14 protein-coding genes are annotated in these 18702 nt (G+C 55.3%); 11 read left to right on the top strand and 3 right to left on the bottom strand.

Annotated features, from left to right (window positions below):
• The first annotated feature begins 215 nt into the window (after positions 1-215).
• The 3 genes from HCH_RS21410 (at position 216) to HCH_RS21420 (ending at position 3285) form a co-directional block, all read left to right on the top strand.
• Positions 216-1940 carry a proline--tRNA ligase gene (locus HCH_RS21410; RefSeq protein ID WP_011398532.1) on the top strand — a complete coding sequence of 575 codons (1725 nt, stop codon included), beginning with the start codon at positions 216-218 and terminating at the stop codon, positions 1938-1940.
• An 11-nt stretch (positions 1941-1951) separates the two neighbouring features.
• On the top strand, positions 1952-2575 hold the full coding sequence (locus tag HCH_RS21415; RefSeq protein WP_011398533.1) for a lytic transglycosylase domain-containing protein: 624 nt from the start codon (positions 1952-1954) through the stop codon (positions 2573-2575).
• Between the two features lie 131 nt (positions 2576-2706).
• Positions 2707-3285, top strand: coding sequence for an NUDIX domain-containing protein (locus tag HCH_RS21420; protein WP_011398534.1), 579 nt, complete (start codon positions 2707-2709; stop codon positions 3283-3285).
• A gap of 3 nt (positions 3286-3288) precedes the next feature.
• Here the strand turns inward: HCH_RS21420 and HCH_RS21425 are convergent, their stop codons facing one another.
• The 3 genes from HCH_RS21425 to HCH_RS21435 all read right to left on the bottom strand — a co-directional run bounded on the left by HCH_RS21425 (position 3289) and on the right by HCH_RS21435 (position 9306).
• Entirely contained in the window at positions 3289-3510 is a 222-nt protein-coding gene (locus tag HCH_RS21425; protein ID WP_041598852.1) for a DUF2835 domain-containing protein, read from the bottom strand.
• 103 nt (positions 3511-3613) lie between these two features.
• On the bottom strand, positions 3614-8476 hold the full coding sequence (locus tag HCH_RS21430; protein ID WP_011398536.1) for an NAD-glutamate dehydrogenase: 4863 nt from the start codon (positions 8474-8476) through the stop codon (positions 3614-3616).
• A gap of 371 nt (positions 8477-8847) precedes the next feature.
• Positions 8848-9306 (bottom strand): hypothetical protein, encoded by a 459-nt coding sequence (locus HCH_RS21435; RefSeq protein ID WP_011398538.1) that lies wholly within the window; start codon positions 9304-9306, stop codon positions 8848-8850.
• 413 nt (positions 9307-9719) lie between these two features.
• On the opposite strand from HCH_RS21435, the gene HCH_RS21440 reads away from it, so the two are divergent.
• The 8 genes from HCH_RS21440 to HCH_RS21475 all read left to right on the top strand — a co-directional run bounded on the left by HCH_RS21440 (position 9720) and on the right by HCH_RS21475 (position 18622).
• Complete coding sequence (locus HCH_RS21440) at positions 9720-10679, top strand: AAA family ATPase (RefSeq protein ID WP_011398539.1); 960 nt, start codon at positions 9720-9722, stop codon at positions 10677-10679.
• A 29-nt stretch (positions 10680-10708) separates the two neighbouring features.
• Positions 10709-11635, top strand: a complete 927-nt coding sequence (locus HCH_RS21445) for a DUF58 domain-containing protein (protein WP_011398540.1) — start codon at positions 10709-10711, stop codon at positions 11633-11635.
• Positions 11635-12099: a DUF4381 domain-containing protein gene (locus HCH_RS21450; RefSeq protein WP_011398541.1), complete on the top strand. Its 465-nt coding sequence runs from the start codon at positions 11635-11637 to the stop codon at positions 12097-12099. Before HCH_RS21445 ends, HCH_RS21450 begins: the two co-directional genes overlap by 1 nt.
• On the top strand, positions 12093-13130 hold the full coding sequence (locus tag HCH_RS21455) for a vWA domain-containing protein (protein ID WP_011398542.1): 1038 nt from the start codon (positions 12093-12095) through the stop codon (positions 13128-13130). Before HCH_RS21450 ends, HCH_RS21455 begins: the two co-directional genes overlap by 7 nt.
• Positions 13127-15106, top strand: a complete 1980-nt coding sequence (locus HCH_RS21460; RefSeq protein WP_011398543.1) for a VWA domain-containing protein — start codon at positions 13127-13129, stop codon at positions 15104-15106. The genes HCH_RS21455 and HCH_RS21460 overlap by 4 nt, the downstream gene beginning before the upstream one ends.
• Positions 15100-16836, top strand: a complete 1737-nt coding sequence (locus HCH_RS21465; protein WP_011398544.1) for a BatD family protein — start codon at positions 15100-15102, stop codon at positions 16834-16836. The genes HCH_RS21460 and HCH_RS21465 overlap by 7 nt, the downstream gene beginning before the upstream one ends.
• A 13-nt stretch (positions 16837-16849) precedes the next feature.
• On the top strand, positions 16850-17452 hold the full coding sequence (locus HCH_RS32640; RefSeq protein ID WP_011398545.1) for a DUF6940 family protein: 603 nt from the start codon (positions 16850-16852) through the stop codon (positions 17450-17452).
• Between the two features lie 318 nt (positions 17453-17770).
• Positions 17771-18622 carry a substrate-binding periplasmic protein gene (locus HCH_RS21475; protein WP_011398546.1) on the top strand — a complete coding sequence of 284 codons (852 nt, stop codon included), beginning with the start codon at positions 17771-17773 and terminating at the stop codon, positions 18620-18622.
• Positions 18623-18702 lie beyond the last annotated feature (80 nt).

Genomic DNA, 18702 nt, shown 5'->3' on the forward strand with positions numbered 1-18702 from the left:
TATGACGCGAAAAAAGCCGCTTGGATGGGCCGTTTTGGAGAAACCTGCGATAAATCCGGTCGTCATGGCGGCCGTCGGGCCGCCTTCGGAGCCGTATTCGCAATTAATACAATCGCGCCTGTACGCAAGGAGTCATCGCTTCTACAATAGTGCGGCAGTAAAAATAAACCATTACCGGTAGTTAACCTTATTTATTTGTATTCCTGGGAAGATATATGCGCGCAAGTCGATACCTGATCGCCACCCTGAAAGAAACCCCTGCCGACGCGGAAGTCATCAGCCATCAGTTGATGCTGCGCGCAGGCATGATTCGCAAGCTGGCCGCAGGTCTCTATACCTGGCTCCCCCTTGGCTTGAGGGTTCTGAAAAAAGTTGAAAACATCGTCAGAGAGGAAATGGACCGTTCCGGCGCCCAGGAAGTGCTTATGCCGGCGGTGCAGCCAGCTGAATTATGGATCGAGTCCGGCCGCTGGGAGCAATACGGCGGCGAGTTGCTGCGCATTCACGATCGCCACAATCGCGATTTCTGCGTCGGCCCGACTCATGAAGAAGTCATTACCGACCTGATTCGCAACGAGCTGAAAAGCTACAAACAACTACCGGCTAACTTTTACCAGATTCAAATGAAATTCCGCGATGAGCGCCGCCCTCGCTTCGGCATCATGCGCGCCAGAGAATTCCTGATGAAGGACGCCTACTCCTTCCATGTGAATCAGGAGTCGCTGGACGAAACCTACATGGTCATGTACGACGCTTACACCCGCATATTCACCCGCTTTGGCCTGGATTTCCGTCCTGTGCAAGCGGATAGCGGCAGCATTGGCGGTTCTTCTTCCCATGAGTTCCATGTACTGGCCAACTCCGGGGAAGATTTGATCGCATTCAGCACTGAAAGCGACTACGCCGCCAATCTGGAGAAAGCAGAAGCCCTGACCACTCTCAAGCAGGCGCCTGCGCCCTCCAAAGACATGGCCAAGGTGGCGACGCCTGGACAACGTACTATTGAGAGCGTCTCCGAATTCTTGAACCTGCCCGCGGAGCAAACCGTGAAAACCCTGCTGGTGCTGGGCGAAGCGGAAGAAGGCAAGCCTGCTCCAATTATCGCTCTGGTGCTGCGCGGCGATCATGTCCTTAATGAAATCAAGGCGGAAAAACTGCCTGGCGTGGCGTCCCCGTTGACATTCGCCAGCGACGAAGCCATTGAAGCGGCGGTGGGCTGCAAACCTGGCTCCATTGGCCCGGTAAACCTGCCCCTGCGCACGATTGTCGATAACAGCGCAGCGGTGCTGGCGAACTTTGTCTGCGGCGCCAACGAGGAAGGCCAGCACCTCACTGGCGTTAACTGGGGACGTGACTGCGAAATCAAGGAAACCGCCGATCTGCGCAACGTGGTGGAAGGCGACCTCAGCCCCGATGGCAAAGGCGTCCTGGTGCTGAAAAAAGGCATCGAGGTAGGTCACGTATTCAAACTGGGCGACAAGTACAGCTCCGCCATGAACGCCACCGTACTGGACGAAAACGGCAAAGCCACCGTAATGCAAATGGGCTGTTACGGCATTGGCGTCTCCCGTGTCGTCGCCGCTGCGATTGAGCAGGGTCACGACGACAAAGGCATCATCTGGCCGGACGCCCTGGCGCCGTTCGAGGTCGCCCTTGTCCCCTTGAACATGCACAAATCCGATGTGGTGAGAGAAAAAGCAGAAAGCCTCTATGCAGAACTGCTGCAGGCGGGCGTCGATGTCTTGTTGGATGACCGTAACGAACGCCCCGGCGTCAAATTCGCGGAAATGGAGTTGATCGGCATTCCACACCGGGTGGTGATCAGTGATCGCGGCCTGGCGGAAGGGAAAGTGGAATACAAAGGTCGTCGTGATACAGACAGCACAGATATGACAGTGGATACTGTTGTAAACTTCATCAAAGAGAAGTTGAAAAAATAGTCAATTGAATCATGCAGTACAGTTATTCAGTGCGCCCCGCCTTTGTTCGAGGCAAGGGTTTGTCTTGGTTATTCGGAATGTTCATGCTGCTGGCGCTTGCGCCGGCCTCCGCCCTTGCAGCCGGCCCACAAGAGCCGGACCCGGAGCTGCGCGCCGTATTGAAGCGCACGGTTAACGAGGCCAAAAGCTTTATTGACCGCTTTGACGCCGAAGTATGGCTGGTGGATATGTCCGCCCGCATGGAAAAGTACGTCAAAGACACCAATCAGCGTCTTGAATTACTGAAACTGGTGCATCTGGAGGCATCCCGCGCCGGCCTCAATCCGGAAATTGTCCTGGCGGTAATGCATGTGGAAAGCCGCTTCGATCCTTACGCCGTCTCCAGCGCCGGCGCGCGCGGCCTGATGCAGGTGATGCCGTTCTGGATAAACGAAATCGGACGCCCCGAGGACAATCTCCACGATGTCGCCACTAACCTGCGTTATGGCTGCACCATTCTCAAGCACTACCTGGATAAAGAGAAAGGCAACCTGATTCGCGCCCTGGCCCGCTATAACGGCAGCCTGGGCAAGACCTGGTATCCGGAAAGAGTTCTCGTGGCCTGGGAGCGTTACTGGTTCGTCAAACACTCCTAACCTTTCCAGTTCAGCAACAACTTATCCTTTAACGCCGGCGGAGCTTTTCTCTTCCGGCGTTTTTGTTATAAGTTTCCACTCACTCTTATCATTTCGAGTCATCCAGTTTTCTGTCGCACAAGGAATTCATTATGTCCGACTCTCCTGAAATCAATCCCTGGCGCACCCTTTCCAGCAATCAGGTCTACGTAAACCCCTGGATTCAAGTTGAGCATCGGGAAGTCATCGCTCCCACCGGCAAGCCCGGCATTTATGGCGTTGTGCATATGAAGAACAAAGCTGTCGGCATAGTGCCGGTGGATGATGAAGGGCATACCTGGCTGGTGGGCCAGTATCGTTACGCCACTGAGTGCTACTCCTGGGAGATCCCGATGGGCGGAGCGCCTCACGATGAATGGACGGCGGACGCCGCGCGCAGAGAACTGCAGGAGGAGACAGGACTGATAGCTGATGAGTTGTCCGAGTTGATGCGCCTGCATACCAGCAATTGCGTCACCGACGAACAAGGCGTGGTGTATGTTGCGCGCATGCTTACGCAAGTCGGATGGAATCCGGATGAGACAGAAGAGTTAAAGGTGCGACGTCTGCCGCTGCAAGAAGCCGTGAGCATGGCGCTAAGCGGCGCGATTACGGACGCTATCAGCGTCGCCGCGTTACTGAAAATCGCGCTTCAACACCCAGAGTGGCTGACGCAAAGTGAACAAGGCTGATCACTACGCCAATTGCTCAATAGACTGAAACTTATTGGCGTCATCAAAAGTGATGACGAACGAGCCCCGGATACCCTCCCGGGTGACGAAGCGCTGCAGAATACTAGCGGGAAACTGAACTCTGAGCCCGTCCCGACTCACGGCGCTGACGCTTTTAGCGCTACCGCGATAAACGTTCAGGTATTCGTCTGCTGATATATAGATGTCGACGATAATTTGCCGCATCTCCACAACACTCTATTGCTTATTTGACCTGAAAATAAACCGCCGCAGCCCTCCTGCTCAAGTAGAGCGGAGCACTGCGTCGGCGTTACGTTACGTTACCTTATCAGATCTTAGTGGTGGCGTGCGTCGTGCTTTGCGCCAGATCCAACAGCTCCCGCAGAGCCACAGAGTACATGGGGAACTCAGGATCTTTGGTCGCTTTCAGCTCGGTCAACATACCGCGCCAGCGCTCGATCAGGTCCGTATTGCACCCAGACCAGGCGTCGATCCGCTGATCGATATCTTCCGGCGCCTCCGTCATACGCAGAATGCCGACGGTGAGCGCGCGTTGCTGCCAGTCGAGATCTTCACGGAAGCTCTCTCTGGCCAGCGCCTGCCAGTGCGTTGCGGGCTGCGCAATGTTGAGCTGGTGCGCAAACCACTGCATGTCCAGCCTTTCGCCCATACGGAAGAACATACGCGCCACATAATCCAGTTCGGCGTTAGTCTGTTCTTGCGCCTCAATGATGCCCAGCGCCGAGTACAGGTAAGGCGTTCCCGCCACTGTAGCAGCCAGTTCATCAGGCACGCCGGCCTGACGGTAGCCGTCATAACGCTCCTGCCACAGCTTGAGCTGGTCGCCGGAGAGCAGTTCCTTGAAGTGGTGCGCGATATAGTCGATACCAGTGGAGAATTTATCCATGTTCTCCATGACATTCAGCTCACTGCGACGATTTCTCAAGAACCAGCGCGTAGCTCTGCGCACCAGACGGATCAACTCGGACATCATCGCGACCTGCATGCCGCTGCCGACTTTATAATCCAAAGCCTCGATCGCCGCCCACTGGTTCTGCACCTGGAATACATTTCTGGCGATAACGTAAGCCTGAGCGATCGCCGCCACCGGCGCGCCGGTAGACTGGCGCAGGCGGTCCACAAAGGTGATGCCCATATGGTTGACCATATCGTTGGCGACCTGAGTGGCGATAATCTCGCGACGCAGACGGTGACTGCGCATCTGACGGCCAAACTTCTCCACCAGCACCTGAGGAAACTCAGTGTGCAGTTCGTTGGCCAGGTATTCATGATCCACCAGATCGCTATCGATCAGAGTTTCTTTCAACCAGCCTTTGACGTAGGAAATCAGCGTACAAAGCTCCGGTCTCACCAAGCCGCGTTTCATGGATTTACGCTCGGTGATGGTTTCATCATCCGGAATAAACTCCAGGCCGCGATTCAGCTTACCGATGGACTCCAGATGGTTGATCAAGCGGCGATACTCTTCGATACGGGTCGCCGCATCTGTTTCCGCGATACTCAACGCCTGGGTCTGACGATAGTTGTTCATCAGCACCAGATCAGCGACGGATTCAGTCATGTCCGCCAGCAACTTATTACGCTGCTTCATGGTCATGTCGCCGCTGGCGACAATCTCGTTCAGCAGGATCTTAATGTTGACTTCGTGGTCAGAACAGTCCACGCCGCCGGCGTTATCAATGAAGTCGGTGTTCAGGCGACCATAGTTGAAGGCGTATTCGATACGAGCCAACTGCGTCATCCCCAGGTTGCCGCCTTCACCGATGACCTTCACCTGCAGGTCGCTTGCATCAACCCGCAGCGCGTCATTGGCTTTATCGCCCACGTCCGCGTGTGTCTCTTCCGAGGATTTCACATAGGTGCCGATACCGCCGAACCAAAGCAGGTCAACCGGGGCTTTCAACAACTGGGAAATCAGCATGTTGGGGGGCAAGCGATCCTGCTTGATGCCGAAACGCGCTTTCATTTCCGGACTGATGGGAATCGACTTGGCGTTGCGTGAGAATACGCCGCCGCCCGCCGAAATCAGTTTGCTGTCATAATCCATCCAGGTGGAGCGTGGCAGCTCGAACAAACGCTGGCGCTCTACGAAGCTGGACGCAGCATCCGGATTCGGGTCAATAAAGATGTGCATATGGTTGAAGGCGGCCACCATAAGAATATGCTCAGAACGCAACATGCCGTTGCCGAACACGTCCCCGGACATATCGCCCACGCCCACCACGGTAAAATCGTCAGTCGCTGTATTCACGCCCATTTCACGGAAGTGACGCTCGACTGAAACCCAGCCGCCGCGCGCGGTGATGCCCATCTTCTTGTGGTCGTAACCCTGGCTGCCGCCGGACGCAAACGCATCGCTCAACCAGAAGTTATATTCTTCCGACAGTGAGTTGGCGATGTCGCTGAACGTTGCGGTGCCTTTGTCGGCCGCCACAACCAAGTAGTAGTCGTCTTCGTCGTGACGCACTACATCTATAGGTGGAACCACTTCGCCGCCAGAAAGGTTGTCAGTGACATCCAGCAGGCCGCGGATAAAGGTTTTGTAGCACGCAATACCTTCATTCAGCATTGCTTCACGGTCATTTTCAGGCAGTTGCTTGGCTACGAAACCGCCCTTCGCGCCGACCGGCACGATAACGGAGTTCTTGACCTGCTGCGCTTTCACCAGGCCAAGCACTTCCGTCCGGTAATCCTCAAAGCGATCAGACCAGCGCAAACCGCCGCGAGCGACTTTGCCGCCGCGCAGGTGTACGCCTTCCACTCGCGGAGAGTATACAAAGATTTCGAACATCGGCAGCGGCAGCGGCATTTCAGGAATGTCGCGAGGGCTGAACTTGAAGGACATGTACCCCTTCACGCCGTTGTCTTCGCCGCGCTGATAGTAATTGGTGCGCAACGTCGCCTTGATCAGCTCGACAAAGCGGCGTAATACACGGTCTTCGCTCAGGTGCTCGACTTCATCCAGCGCCTGATTGATTTCAATCTCCAGCTTCTGTTGCGCAGCGCCACATTGAGCTTCGCTCTGAATTTTCGCCGGGTTGAAACGCGCTTCGAATAGCTCGTAAATGGATTTGGCGATATGGACGTGGTTGACCAGCGTATTGGCGATAAAGTCCTGGCTGTAGCTGAAGCGAATCTGACGCATGTAGCGCGCGTAGGCGCGGAACATGGCGATCTGACGCCAGTCCATCTGCGCCGCCAAAACCAGACGGTTGAAAATGTCGTTTTCAGCTTCGTTGGTCCAGACGCGCAGGAACAGTTCTTCAAACTTCTTACGGATTTTCTGAATATCAATGACTTCACCGCCACGGCTTTGCAACGAAAAGTCATGAATCCAGACTATCTTGCCATTGCGATCAACCGCTTCAAACGGGTGCTCGCCCAGCACTCTCAAACCGAGGTTTTCAAACAGCGGCAACACGTCGGACAAAGGCACTTGCACAACGCCATGGAACAGTTTGAAGTGCAGAATGCTCTCATCTTCTTCCAATGCGCGATAGAAGCTCATCGCCAACGGACGCGCTTCGCTCAACGAGGCGATATGCTCGATATCGATCACTGCGCGACGAGGTGAAAACTCTTCTCTGTATGCGCCATTGAAAGCATTGGCGTAAAGATGAATATAGGAGTTCGCCTGCTCTTCACCATGCGCTTCGTACAAGCTTTCCATCAGGCCATCCTGCCAGGACTGAGCGGCGGCGATGATGCGCTCTTCCAGTTCCGCAGGACGCAGATCGCGACGCTCCGCCTGAGGTACGCGCAGGTTGAACTGCGTACGCGCCAGTACGGATTCAGAGAAATAAGTGGTGAACTCTACGTCTTCGGCGCCGGTGGCCTTGACCAGAATGTCGGAGATGCGCAAACGCAGATCAGTGCTGTACAGGTCTCTCGGCACATACACGATGGCGCTGACAAACTGTCCATACACGTCCTCGCGTATAAACAGACGGATTTTGCGACGCTCCTGGATATACAGAATACCCATCGCCACATCGAACAGATCATCGCGGCCCAACTGGAACAGTTCGTCTCTGGGATAAACCGCCAGAATCTGATCCAGCTCTTTACCGGCGTAGTCGCTGGGATTGAAACCGGAGCGCTTCAGAACATGTTTGACTTTGCGTCTCACCAACGGGATATCGTCAGGACGCTGGTGGTAAACCCGTGACGTATACAGACCAAGGAAGCGACGCTCCCCGATAACTTCGCCCTGCTCGTTGAACTTCTTCACTGACACATAGTCAGGATAAGCGGGCCGATGCACTCGCGAACGTTGCGATGATTTGGCGAAAGTGAAAATCTCGGATTGCAACAGTTGACGACGGGCTTTCTGCGGCAGATCGCTCATCTTCATCATCGCGGGGCGCTCTGGATGGCTCTTCAAGATACCCAGTTCGGAACCCGCAACCTGCTGAATGATAGTGTCCTTACCGGCTTTCTTGAATTGATACTCGTCGTATCCGAGGAAAGTGAAATGGTCTGCAGCCAGCCACTTCAAAAACTCGCTCGCTTCTTTTAAATCCGTTTTTTTGACGTTGGGAATATCTTTCTCGAACTCGCTGATAAGTTCTTGCGCATGCGACTTCATTTTTTCGTAGTCGCCCACCGCTGTGCGCACCTCGCCGAGAACCGTCTCCAGCTCCTCTTTGATGCGCTGATGATCAGCGGGATCGTTATGTCGGTCGATTTCCACATACACCATGGACTCGCCCAACTCCCGCGCCGGCTCTTCATCACGGCCGATAACGCGCTTGAGTTTGGCGGAACTATCGCGCTCGATGTACAGAACCGCGTGCTGAATGGAGTGCAGCGTCAGCTCCATGCGGTTCAGCCCCATACGCACCGAGTCAACGATAAAGGGAATGTTATTGTGAAGTATGCCGATAACGGTGTGGGTGGATTGCCAGCCGTGAGTTTCCAGGTCCGGGTTGAAGACGGTGACCTTGGGCTGGTCTTGATGATGTTCTTGCAGGAAGTGCCAACAGGCGACGACTGCGCCGTAGATATCCGCCAGGCGGCGACTACGGATTTCGTCCAGAGGCGACATTTCGAGATAAAGCCGGGCGAACCGGTTCACATCCTCCGCTAAGCCAGGTTCCAGTTTCTTTTTGAACTCCTCCTCTAAAAGTTCAAAAAACTGCTCCCTGGTCTCTACGCTAATCTGCTTCATTAAATTTGCACCTTTTTATTATTGGCTCAAAAAAAGCAACGACCCCAAAACTTCTTTTACAACGAGGCAGTGAACTGAGTGAGATGACGCCTGCAGTTTTAAGAATAGTTCAGGTATTGAAATCTGTTTATGCTGTTTGGGAGCCAAGAGCCTAGCAGGGCGGATAGGCGTTTTTAATACAGTTTAGTACCTACTACAAAAGATCAAAAATCGCCGCTAACGAAAATTTTTTCTTATTTTTATCATGAAGTTGCAGAACAAGCCTGACAAAAAAGCGATCTACCCCCAGCATCCGAATGAGTGAAAATACCTAGGCAATAACACGCAGTCAAAAGAGCGGTTTTTAACCACTCAATTTAGCCCCCGCATTATCAGAGCGCTTCGACTTTAATATTTGGATATGAAGTCTGCATTTTATTTATCAGCGTTTTGATATGAGGCAGGAATTTTTTTGAGAAGGGAGCTTCCTTCGCATAGGGGTATACGCCTTCAAAGTACACGAAGGTATCGCCATAACGTATCAACTCGACTTTAGAAATTAAAACCTCAATGGGGCGTAAATCTTTACGTTCAGGGCGAAGATTAAACACCGCCTTATCCCCGTCATACGACAACAATACGTCCAACACCCAGCGGCATTTGGTTCGTCGCGCAATGCGCCAAAGCGCGTATAATCCAAGCAAAAGAACTAACAGGCCCAGCACCGGATAGGGATTCCACAAGTCATGACCGGATGTAAAGATCAATAGCCACACAATGCCGAGCACTATTTTTTCCAGCCACAAAGGTTTCTCTTCAAAGGCCACCTTTCTCCATCTTTCAATTTTCATACACCCGCCGTTTACAACACTCTATTCAATTTCTACTGCAATTCGAAATGAATGCCAGGCCTCGCGGCCCACCTCTTAATCAAGGTTAAAAAATCTTAACCCCCCTTGAATCGGTATTCTACAGCACGCACTTTGAAAACATGATGGTTAGGCAGCTTTGGTTTCTCATTGCGCAACGAGCGTGTCGCTTGAGAACGACTGCCGGGGTCGCACCGATAGTTTAATGTTATGACGAATAATTAATAACGAAACTAAGTTAATTATTGCAGAATGCTGTCTCGTTGGCGCTGGACGCCTGCAGCTGAGTTTTCTAACATCTTAAGCCCTCTACAGGCCCGAAGCCTCCGACGGATGCGTCGAGGGTTTGTCGACGTTTTTGGAAGAACAACGCAAACACTGGTATTAGGTTAAGCATGTCCTTACAGGCCACTCTTCTAGATCTAAAGAACCAACTCAGCGAATCCATTATCGGGCAGTCGCACCTGCTCGATCGATTGCTGATCTCTCTGCTCGCTGACGGCCACTTATTGGTCGAAGGGGCGCCCGGCCTCGCCAAGACCAAAGCAATCAAAGAGCTGGCGTCAAACATTGAAGGCGACTTCCAGCGTATTCAGTTCACCCCTGATTTATTGCCGGCGGATATTACCGGGTCCGACATTTATCGTCCGGAAACGGGAAACTTCGAGTTCCGCAAAGGCCCTATTTTTCACAACCTGGTCCTGGCTGACGAAATCAACCGCGCTCCCGCCAAAGTGCAAAGCGCGCTACTGGAAGCCATGGCGGAGCGGCAGGTTACCGTAAGCGGACGCAGTTATCCGCTAAACGGTCTGTTTATGGTCATGGCCACGCAGAACCCCATCGAGCAGGAAGGCACCTATCCGTTGCCGGAAGCGCAGCTGGACCGTTTCCTGTTGCATGTCCGCATTGATTACCCTGACTCTGAGTCGGAGTTGAGCATTCTGCGTCTGGCTCGCCACGAAGCGGCGGGACCAAAAGTCAAAGAAGCTCAACCGCTGGAGCAGGAAGCCATTTTTCAGGCTCGCAAAGAAGTATTGGACGTGTATATGGCGGACTCTGTTGAGCAATACATCGTTCAGATTATTATGGCGACACGCTTTCCCGAGAAATACGACGCCAAGCTGGCGGAGTGGCTCGAATACGGCGGCAGCCCCCGCGCCACCATCGCCCTGGACCGATGCGCCCGCGCTCACGCCTGGCTGAACGGCAAAGACTTCGTCGCTCCCGAGGACGTGCAGGCGATGGCGTTCGACGTACTGCGTCACCGTCTGATCACCAGTTTCAAAGCGGAAGCGGAAGGGGTATCGACAGACAAGGTCATCGCCCGTTTGCTGGAGCAGGTTCCCGTTCCCTGACATTAATCCTGAAGCACCCACAGGACACAATGAATCAACATCGCGTTTACTGCCAATTGGATGAACTCATTCAACTGCGTATCGCCGCCGCGCGGCTCAGCTTGCGCTTTGACCCGCGCAAGCTGCAACAACAGGCGGGAGCGCACTTATCGCGCTTTCGCGGGCGCGGCATGGATTTCGCTGAGTATCGACCTTATCAGGAAGGCGACGACCCTCGCTCCATCGACTGGAAAGTCACTGCCCGACGCAGCCGCCCTTTCACCAAAGTTTTCCATGAAGAAGTTGAACGCCCCATATTGATATTGGTGGATCAGTCCATCAGCCTGTTTTTCGGCAGTCGCCGCGCCTTCAAATCTGTGCTGGCGGCGGAAATTGCGTCTTTGCTGGCCTGGGCGGGACTGGCGCAAGGCGACCGTATTGGCGGTCTGGTGTTTTCTCACCTGGGCCATCAAGCGCTGAAGCCCTCCCGCCATCCCCGTCAGGCGTTGCGTATTCTGGAGTGCGTCAACTCGTTCAACCAGGCGCTAAACCTGCAACATAGCGAGGTCAGGTTCAGCTTTAACGACGCATTGCTGGAGTTACGCCGCATCGCTCGCCCCGGCAGCCAGTGCTTTATTGTTTCCGACTGGCGTCAGTTCGACGCCACCAGCAAGAACCTGCTATTCGATTTGCGCCGACACAGTCAGGTGTTGCCGTTCCAGGTGTTTGATCCGCTAGAGCAAACCTTGCCGCCCGGCGCTTTTCGCATTACTGACGGTCACTCTCACCTGGACCTGGACACCCGCAACGAGCGGCTGTCTCAAGGTCTGAAAAATGAGTATGAGCAGTGGCAAAACCAGCTGTTGCAGGAACTCGCTTCGATTGGCCTGGCCTGCGCGCGACTCTCCACCTGGGAAGACCCGGCGGAGAAACTGCATCAGTTGCAGTTCTCCAGCGGCGCGCGAGGAGCCGCCTGATGGACCCGACGCAATCCATACAATTGGTGGATATCATGGACCCCTCTCCCGCCGACTGGTGGCCGCTGCCCTGGGGTTGGTGGTTCGTGATTCTCGAATGTTTTTTTGCGCTGGTGGGACTCATCTGGCTTGGATTATGGCTGTATCGTCGTCACAAGCGAACCAAAGCTTCTCTGTCCGTCCTTGATCAGCACTGGCGCGAATTCAGTGACCATGGCCGCCCCGGCGACTTTCTCGCCAACGTCAATCTTGTGCTTAAACGCCACTGCCGCACCCTGGGCTTGAAAGCCGCCCTGCCGCTTTCCGGCGACGCCTGGGGAGTTTTTCTGAAGCAACGTCTGCCCGCCAGTCAGCACAATCATATCGACGCCTACCTGCAAAGCCTGTATAGCCCGCGTCCCGCTCTGGCCCCTGACGCGGCTTATAAAGCCGCGCAGCGCTGGATAAGGAGGTTGCGGTGCTGACTCTCGCCTGGCCCTGGCTGTTGCTGGCGCTTCCACTCCCCTGGCTGATCAGGAAGCGCAGGAAGAATAATGAAGAAGGACGTAATCTGGCGTTGCGGGTTCCTTTCTATCAACAGGCCGCACGGGTGCTGGAAGGCGCTGACGCCAGTTCGAGCAGCGCGCCGAGCGGCCGCTGGAGCGCGATATTACAAGTGCTGGCCTGGACCCTGTTGGTGGTGGCGGTTTGCCGTCCGCAATGGCAGGGCGAGCCCATCCCCATGGACTATGAAGCCCGCGACCTTTTGCTGGCGGTGGACATCTCACCCAGCATGCAGGAAACCGACCTGCAACTGAAAGGCAATCAGGCCACGCGCCTGGACGTGGTGAAGTCTGTGGTCACCGACTTTATTCAAGTTCGCCAGGGGGACCGCCTCGGGCTAATTCTGTTCGGCGCGCAACCCTACATTCAGGCGCCGCTGACATACGATCTGGTTACAGTAGGCGAACTGCTGAATGAAGCCACCCTGGGCATCGCCGGCAACGCCACCGCCATCGGGGACGCCATTGGACTGGGGATTAAGCGCTTGCGGGAACGCCCGGCCGACTCCCGGGTGCTGGTGCTGTTGACTGACGGCGCCAACACTGGCGGCGAAGTCTCCCCCGAACAAGCCGCCAAACTGGCCGCCGACGCCGGCATCAAAATCTATACTGTCGGCGTCGGCGCAGATGAAATTATCCGCCGCGGCATTTTCGGCTATCGCAAGGAAAACCCTTCCGCCGACCTGGACGAAACCTTATTGCAAAGCATCGCCGACGAGACAGACGGGCAATACTTCCGCGCCCGCAATACCGGTGAACTGGAGTTGATCTACGAATCCATCAACCAATTGGAGCCGATCAAACAGCAACAACGATTCTTCCGCCCTACAACGGAGTGGTATTGGGGGCCCCTATTGGTCGCTCTCATCTTGCTGGCATTCTGCTGGCTGGTCCCCGCTCTCTCCGGGCTGTCTCGCCGAAGCGCGTCAACGCAGTTGGAGGAGGCGCCATGATGGAGTTTCTGACTCAATTTCACTTCCTGCGCCCTACTTTATTATTGCTGGCGCCGGCGTTGTTGGCGCTACTGTTTCTTATGCGCCATCGCAGAAACGGGCAAAACTCCTGGCGCACCTTATTGCCGCCGGAGTTCCTCGCCGCGCTGAGCGAAACGCCGCCACAGACCGTTAAGCGCAGCAGTTTCTGGCTATGGCCGCTGATTCTGGTTTTGTCCGTCGTCGCATTGGCTGGCCCCACTTGGTCAAAACAGGAAACGCCTGTCACCTTGAAGCAGGAAGCCCTGGTGGTCACGTTGGATTTGTCTCTTTCCATGCTGGCGACCGACTTAACGCCAAACCGCCTGACCCGCGCCAGGCAAAAAGTGTACGACCTGCTGGACGCTCGTAAGGAAGGACAAACCGCACTGGTGGCGTTTTCCGGCAGCGGCCATGTCGTCGCGCCGCTGACGGAAGACAGCAATACGCTGCGCGCTATGTTGCCTGCGCTGGACCCGTTCATCATGCCTGAAATGGGCAGCAACGCCGCCGCCGGAATTGAAAGCGCCCTGAATGTCATCAAGCAGGCCGGCGCCGTCAACGCCCGTATTTTGTTGATCACGGACGGCGTCGAAGAAGTGGACGTACAGCCGATCAATGATCTGCTCAGCAAAGCTGGCGTATCCATTTCCGTGTTAGGGGTCGGCGCCGATGACGGCGGCCCGATCCCCATCCCCAATCGGGGCTTTATCAAGCAGGGCGATCAGGTCGTCATCGCCAAGCCAAACTTCGCACTAATGCGCGAGATCGCTGGACGCCCCGGCGACCGTTTCAGCAAAATGACGCTGGACGGTTCAGATTTGCGTCGCTTGCTGCCCAACGCCAACTCCAAAAACTTTCAAGACGCTAACGAGGATAATAGGCTGCAGGGCGAACAATGGCATGACGCAGGCTATCTCCTGCTGTTGATCGTGATACCGCTATTGCTCTGGCAACATCGTCAAGCCGGCGTCGCGTTGTGTCTGTTGGTCTTACTGGCGCAACCGCAAGTCTCTCACGCCATTGAATGGGATAACCTTTGGTCAACCCCGGATCAACGAGGCTGGGAGTTCTATCAGGATAATAAATACGAGGACGCCGCGAACGCCTACAACAGCGCCCTGGGTAAAGGCGCGGCGTATTACCGCGCAGGCGACTACGCCAAGGCGGAAGCAGAGTTCAGCAAGCTGGATTCGGCGCAGGCCCATTACAATCGCGGTAATAGTCTCGCCCTTCAGCAGCGCTATCAAGAAGCGATCAAAGCATACGACGAGGCCCTGCAGCGAAACCCGGATATGGCGGAAGCGGCGGAAAACAAGCGTCGCCTGGAAGAACAGCTGGAAAAGCAAAAACAGCGACAGGACAGCAAGGACTCGCAAAAAGACCAGCAACAGTCGGATCAGAACAACGCCGATCAACAACAGAATCAGCAGCAAAATTCGTCCGACTCGCAACAGCAGAACAGCCAGTCCTCAGATCAGGACAGCCAGGGTCAGCCTGGCCAGCAGGGCGGAGATCCTTCGCAACAACCACCTTCGCAACCGCAAGATCAAAGTACGGACAAACAGGACAACGCCTCCTCCCAAGATACGGATGAGCAGAAAAACGCCGAGCAGGCGCAAAACGCGGTTAAAGAAGACAAGGCTGATCCCAAGGACGCCCAATCTAAAGCCGCTGACGCAGAGCAGCAGGAGGCTGAAAAGAAGGACGGCGACAAAGAGGCTCAGACAGCCGGACAGGCCGGCGAACCTGAAGACGCCCCGGACAAAGAGCCATCGGAAGATGCTTCCGCCGCCCTATCAGACAACATTTCATTGAAGGACCAGCAGACGGAGCAATGGCTGCGCAGGATACCTGACGATCCCGGCGGCCTGCTGCGCAGAAAGTTTCTGCAACAATATCAACAAGGCTCGCGTCCTTCTTCGTCCAAACAAGACAGCGGTAGACCCCTATGGTAACTCCTGTAAACCGGATTTTATGTCTGTTCATGCTATGCGTTCTGAGCCTGGGAGCCTGGGCGGAGGACAGCCTGAACGTCAGCGTGGACCGCCAGGAAGTCAGACAGAATGAATCCCTGCAACTGACGATCACCAGCAAACTGGAAGTCGACTCCGCTCTGGACTTCTTTAACCTGAATACTCTGTCCGTACCACAGCCGGATGTCGGCGAGCTGGACAAAGACTTCGAGGTCATGGACCGCCAGCAAAGCTACCGGGTGCAAATAGAGAACAACAAGAATAGCTCCGTCATTACCTGGGTCTACACCCTGTTGCCCAAACGCAGCGGCGATCTTGAGATTCCAGCGGTCAAGTACAAAGACAATGAATCTCAGCCGATCGCCATAAAAGTGGTCGACACCAGCCAGCAGGCGACGGCGAAAGAAGAAAAACCCGTCTTCCTGGAAGCGGAGGTGGACAACAAGTCCGTCTACGTGCAACAGCAACTGATCTACACTATCCGCCTGTTTTACAGCGACGATATGCTGCGGGGCGAGCTGACGCATCCCGACCATACGGACATTCTGGCCAAACAGCTTGGCAAGCAGAAAGAGTACACGCGTTACCTCGGCTCCCGCCGCTTCAGCGTGGTGGAGCGTCAATACGTCATCTTCCCGCAGAAGGCGGGCAAGATCGTCATACCTGAGCAGATTTTTACCGGCACGCTGATCCAGCGTCGCATTGGACGCCGCTTCTACAGTGAGGAGAAGTCCCCTGCGGTGGAAATTGAGGTAAAAGCGCCGCCAGCGTCCTTCTCAGGCAAGCAGTGGGTGCCGGCGCAAAGCCTTAGCATTCGCGATGTGTGGAGCGATCCAGCGCGGGAAATCAAAGTGGGCGACTCGCTGACCCGTACTATCAGCGTCCAGGCGCTGGGCATTGAAGGGGTGCAGATTCCACCGCTGAACACTGATAGCGCGGAAGGCATCAAAGTCTATCCAGAGCCTGAAAGTATTGACACGGAAGAGCATGCCGCAGGCGTTACCGGCCAGCGCAAGGAAACCCAGGCCCTGGTGGCGATCAAGCCGGGAACCTACACCCTGCCCGCCGTCAGCATTCCCTGGTGGGATGTGACGAACGATGTAGAGCGGGTGGCGACGCTGCCGGAACGCACGATTACAGTACTCCCTGGCGCTCAATCCGCCATCGTCAATACGCCTACCGCGCCGTCGCAGACAACGCTGGCGGACGACAATACCGACTTAACCCTGGACTCAACGCCTGAACCGCTGTCGACGCCCACTGCCGCGCCCTCAGACGCTGGCGTATTCTGGCCCGCCCTGTCCGGGCTGTTGCTGATCGCCTGGCTGGCCACGTTATACGCCTGGTGGAAAAAGCCTACTATCGTCAAACCCGTCATGCGGGAGCACCCACGCCAGGGCGCGCAGCATATCGAGCTGAGCCAATTGAAGAAGCTGGCGAAAAACGATGTCGTCAAGTTCGTGGACCTGTATACGCGCTGGTTGCAACAAGCCGCCCTGGAGCAACGCTACGCTCATCATGTGCTCAATCAGCTGCGCGAACTCAGTCGAGAACCGCTCAACCAGCTGCAACGCGACCTGTATGGACCGAACGCCAGTACCGCCAACGCGGATTTAAGCGAGTTGGCGCTGAAATTAGTAGCGAGCAGCGAACAGGCGATCAAAGCCGAATCCAATACCCAGGGCGAGCCTGCGCCCTTGTATCCCACTTAGGCCGATCATCGTCATGGCGCCATTCAGCGTAGAAGAAACCCGACTCGCGCATTATGACGGTCGTCGTTACGCCCTGTTTCATCAAGGCGCTCCGCTCAGCTACCTGGAAGCCTTGCGGCGCCTGGAGGAGAACGCAACGTTCCGGGCCTTCTTCAACTCAATTTTCGCCTCCGCCGATAGTCCGGGCTATTTCTGGGAGTCGCCGCCATTGTCCGTCGCCAATGCGAACCAGGCATGTGAGTTCGTATTGATCAATAGTGGTCCGCTCACGCGTTTGCAGCCTGATTGGCGACCTTTCGCCAAACCGTTTCGCGCCTCTCGTCAATCCGATCTGGTGACGGCGTTCAACAATCTGGGCGGGGACGCTCGACTGGTGTCGCCCCGTCCGCAGACGAAACAGTGCGACTACGCTCACTTGGCTCGCTTTATCCACAACGCGCCGCCGCAACAAGTTGAAGCCTTCTGGATATACCTGGCCCGGGAGACGCTGGCGCGCATTGGCGAGCATCCCGTCTGGCTCAGCACCGCCGGCCTTGGCGTGTCCTGGCTGCACGCGCGCATCTGCGTCACCCCCAAGTACTATCGATACGCGCCCTACGCAGCGCACCCAGCTTGATTCGCCGCCCGGAAATATTCCCATCGCCTGCTAAACTTATTAATCAGGCGGACAAATAGCTTCCTTCTATTTACCTGAAACGACAAGGCTGGCGCATGTCAGGCCCGGTCTCCCGCGGCTTGTCGCCGCGCAGGCGCGTCCATGCGCCTGGTGATTAACATGGCAATATCATTGCCATGTTAATAATAATCGATGCGCAGTATTCTCTGTGTCCATCAGTGAATAATGCTTTGAGGGAATCATCAGCCCCTGATCCAGCCGCCAACAAGGGATGTTGTCAAAGGAGGGTCCCGGTATTGACGCGTAGAGGCATATTAATTGAGCCACATACTTTTTCTAATACAGCGCTTCCTGACCGGCCTGTTGTGCCTGTTGGCCGTCATCACATCCCTACCGGCCTGGGCGCAAAACGAGACGGTTAAACTAAAAGTCGCGCACTTCGCCGAAGCCGGAAAAGACGGCGCTTATTACAGAGAGTTGATCGAAAGCGCTCTGTCGCAGGCGGGGTACGACTACGAAATCATCACCTCCCCGCCATATCCCCAAAAGCGAGTGATCCAGATGCTGGAAAAGGGCGACGTCACTATCGCCTGGATGCTGCCTACGGCGGAGCGCGATGCCGATTACACCCGCGTCCCGGTCCCCATTACCAATGGATTGATCAGCAAACGCGTGCTTCTGATCCCCGAAGGCCGTCAGGCTGTTTATGATCAAGTCCGCGACCTGGACAGTTTTCGCGCCCTCGATAAAGTAGCAGCCATCGGCAAAACCTGGTACGACCGACAGGTCTGGGAACACAATCGCCTGCCAGTGATGGTTTTCGACGGCGACTGGACCGCCGCCTTCCGCCCGCTGGCGCAGGGAAATCGCGGCATCGACTATTTCCCCCGGGGGGCCAACGAAATTATCCGCGAGTCACATAAATATCCCGGCCTGGATATTGAGAAAAACCTGTTGCTGCAATATCAAAGCGACTTCTATTTCTATCTTTCCCATGACGCCAAAGCCCATGTGGACGCCATGACAAACAGCATGGAACGCGCACGCAGCAGCGGTTTGATAGACCGTTTAATCGAGAAATACTGGGGAGAAGACCTTGCTGAACTGAACTTGTCGCAGCGCAGGGTCATCCCTCTGGATTCGCCTCCTGATGAAGTCGTTTCGCCTTGAGCAATGCGTTTTCCGCATCCCTTTCTCACCTCCCTCTCCACCAAGATCAAGCCTTCAAACCAAAACGCTTAGGGTTTATC

The sequence above is a fragment of the Hahella chejuensis KCTC 2396 genome (genome assembly GCF_000012985.1).
Taxonomy (GTDB): Bacteria; Pseudomonadota; Gammaproteobacteria; order Pseudomonadales; family Oleiphilaceae; genus Hahella; species Hahella chejuensis.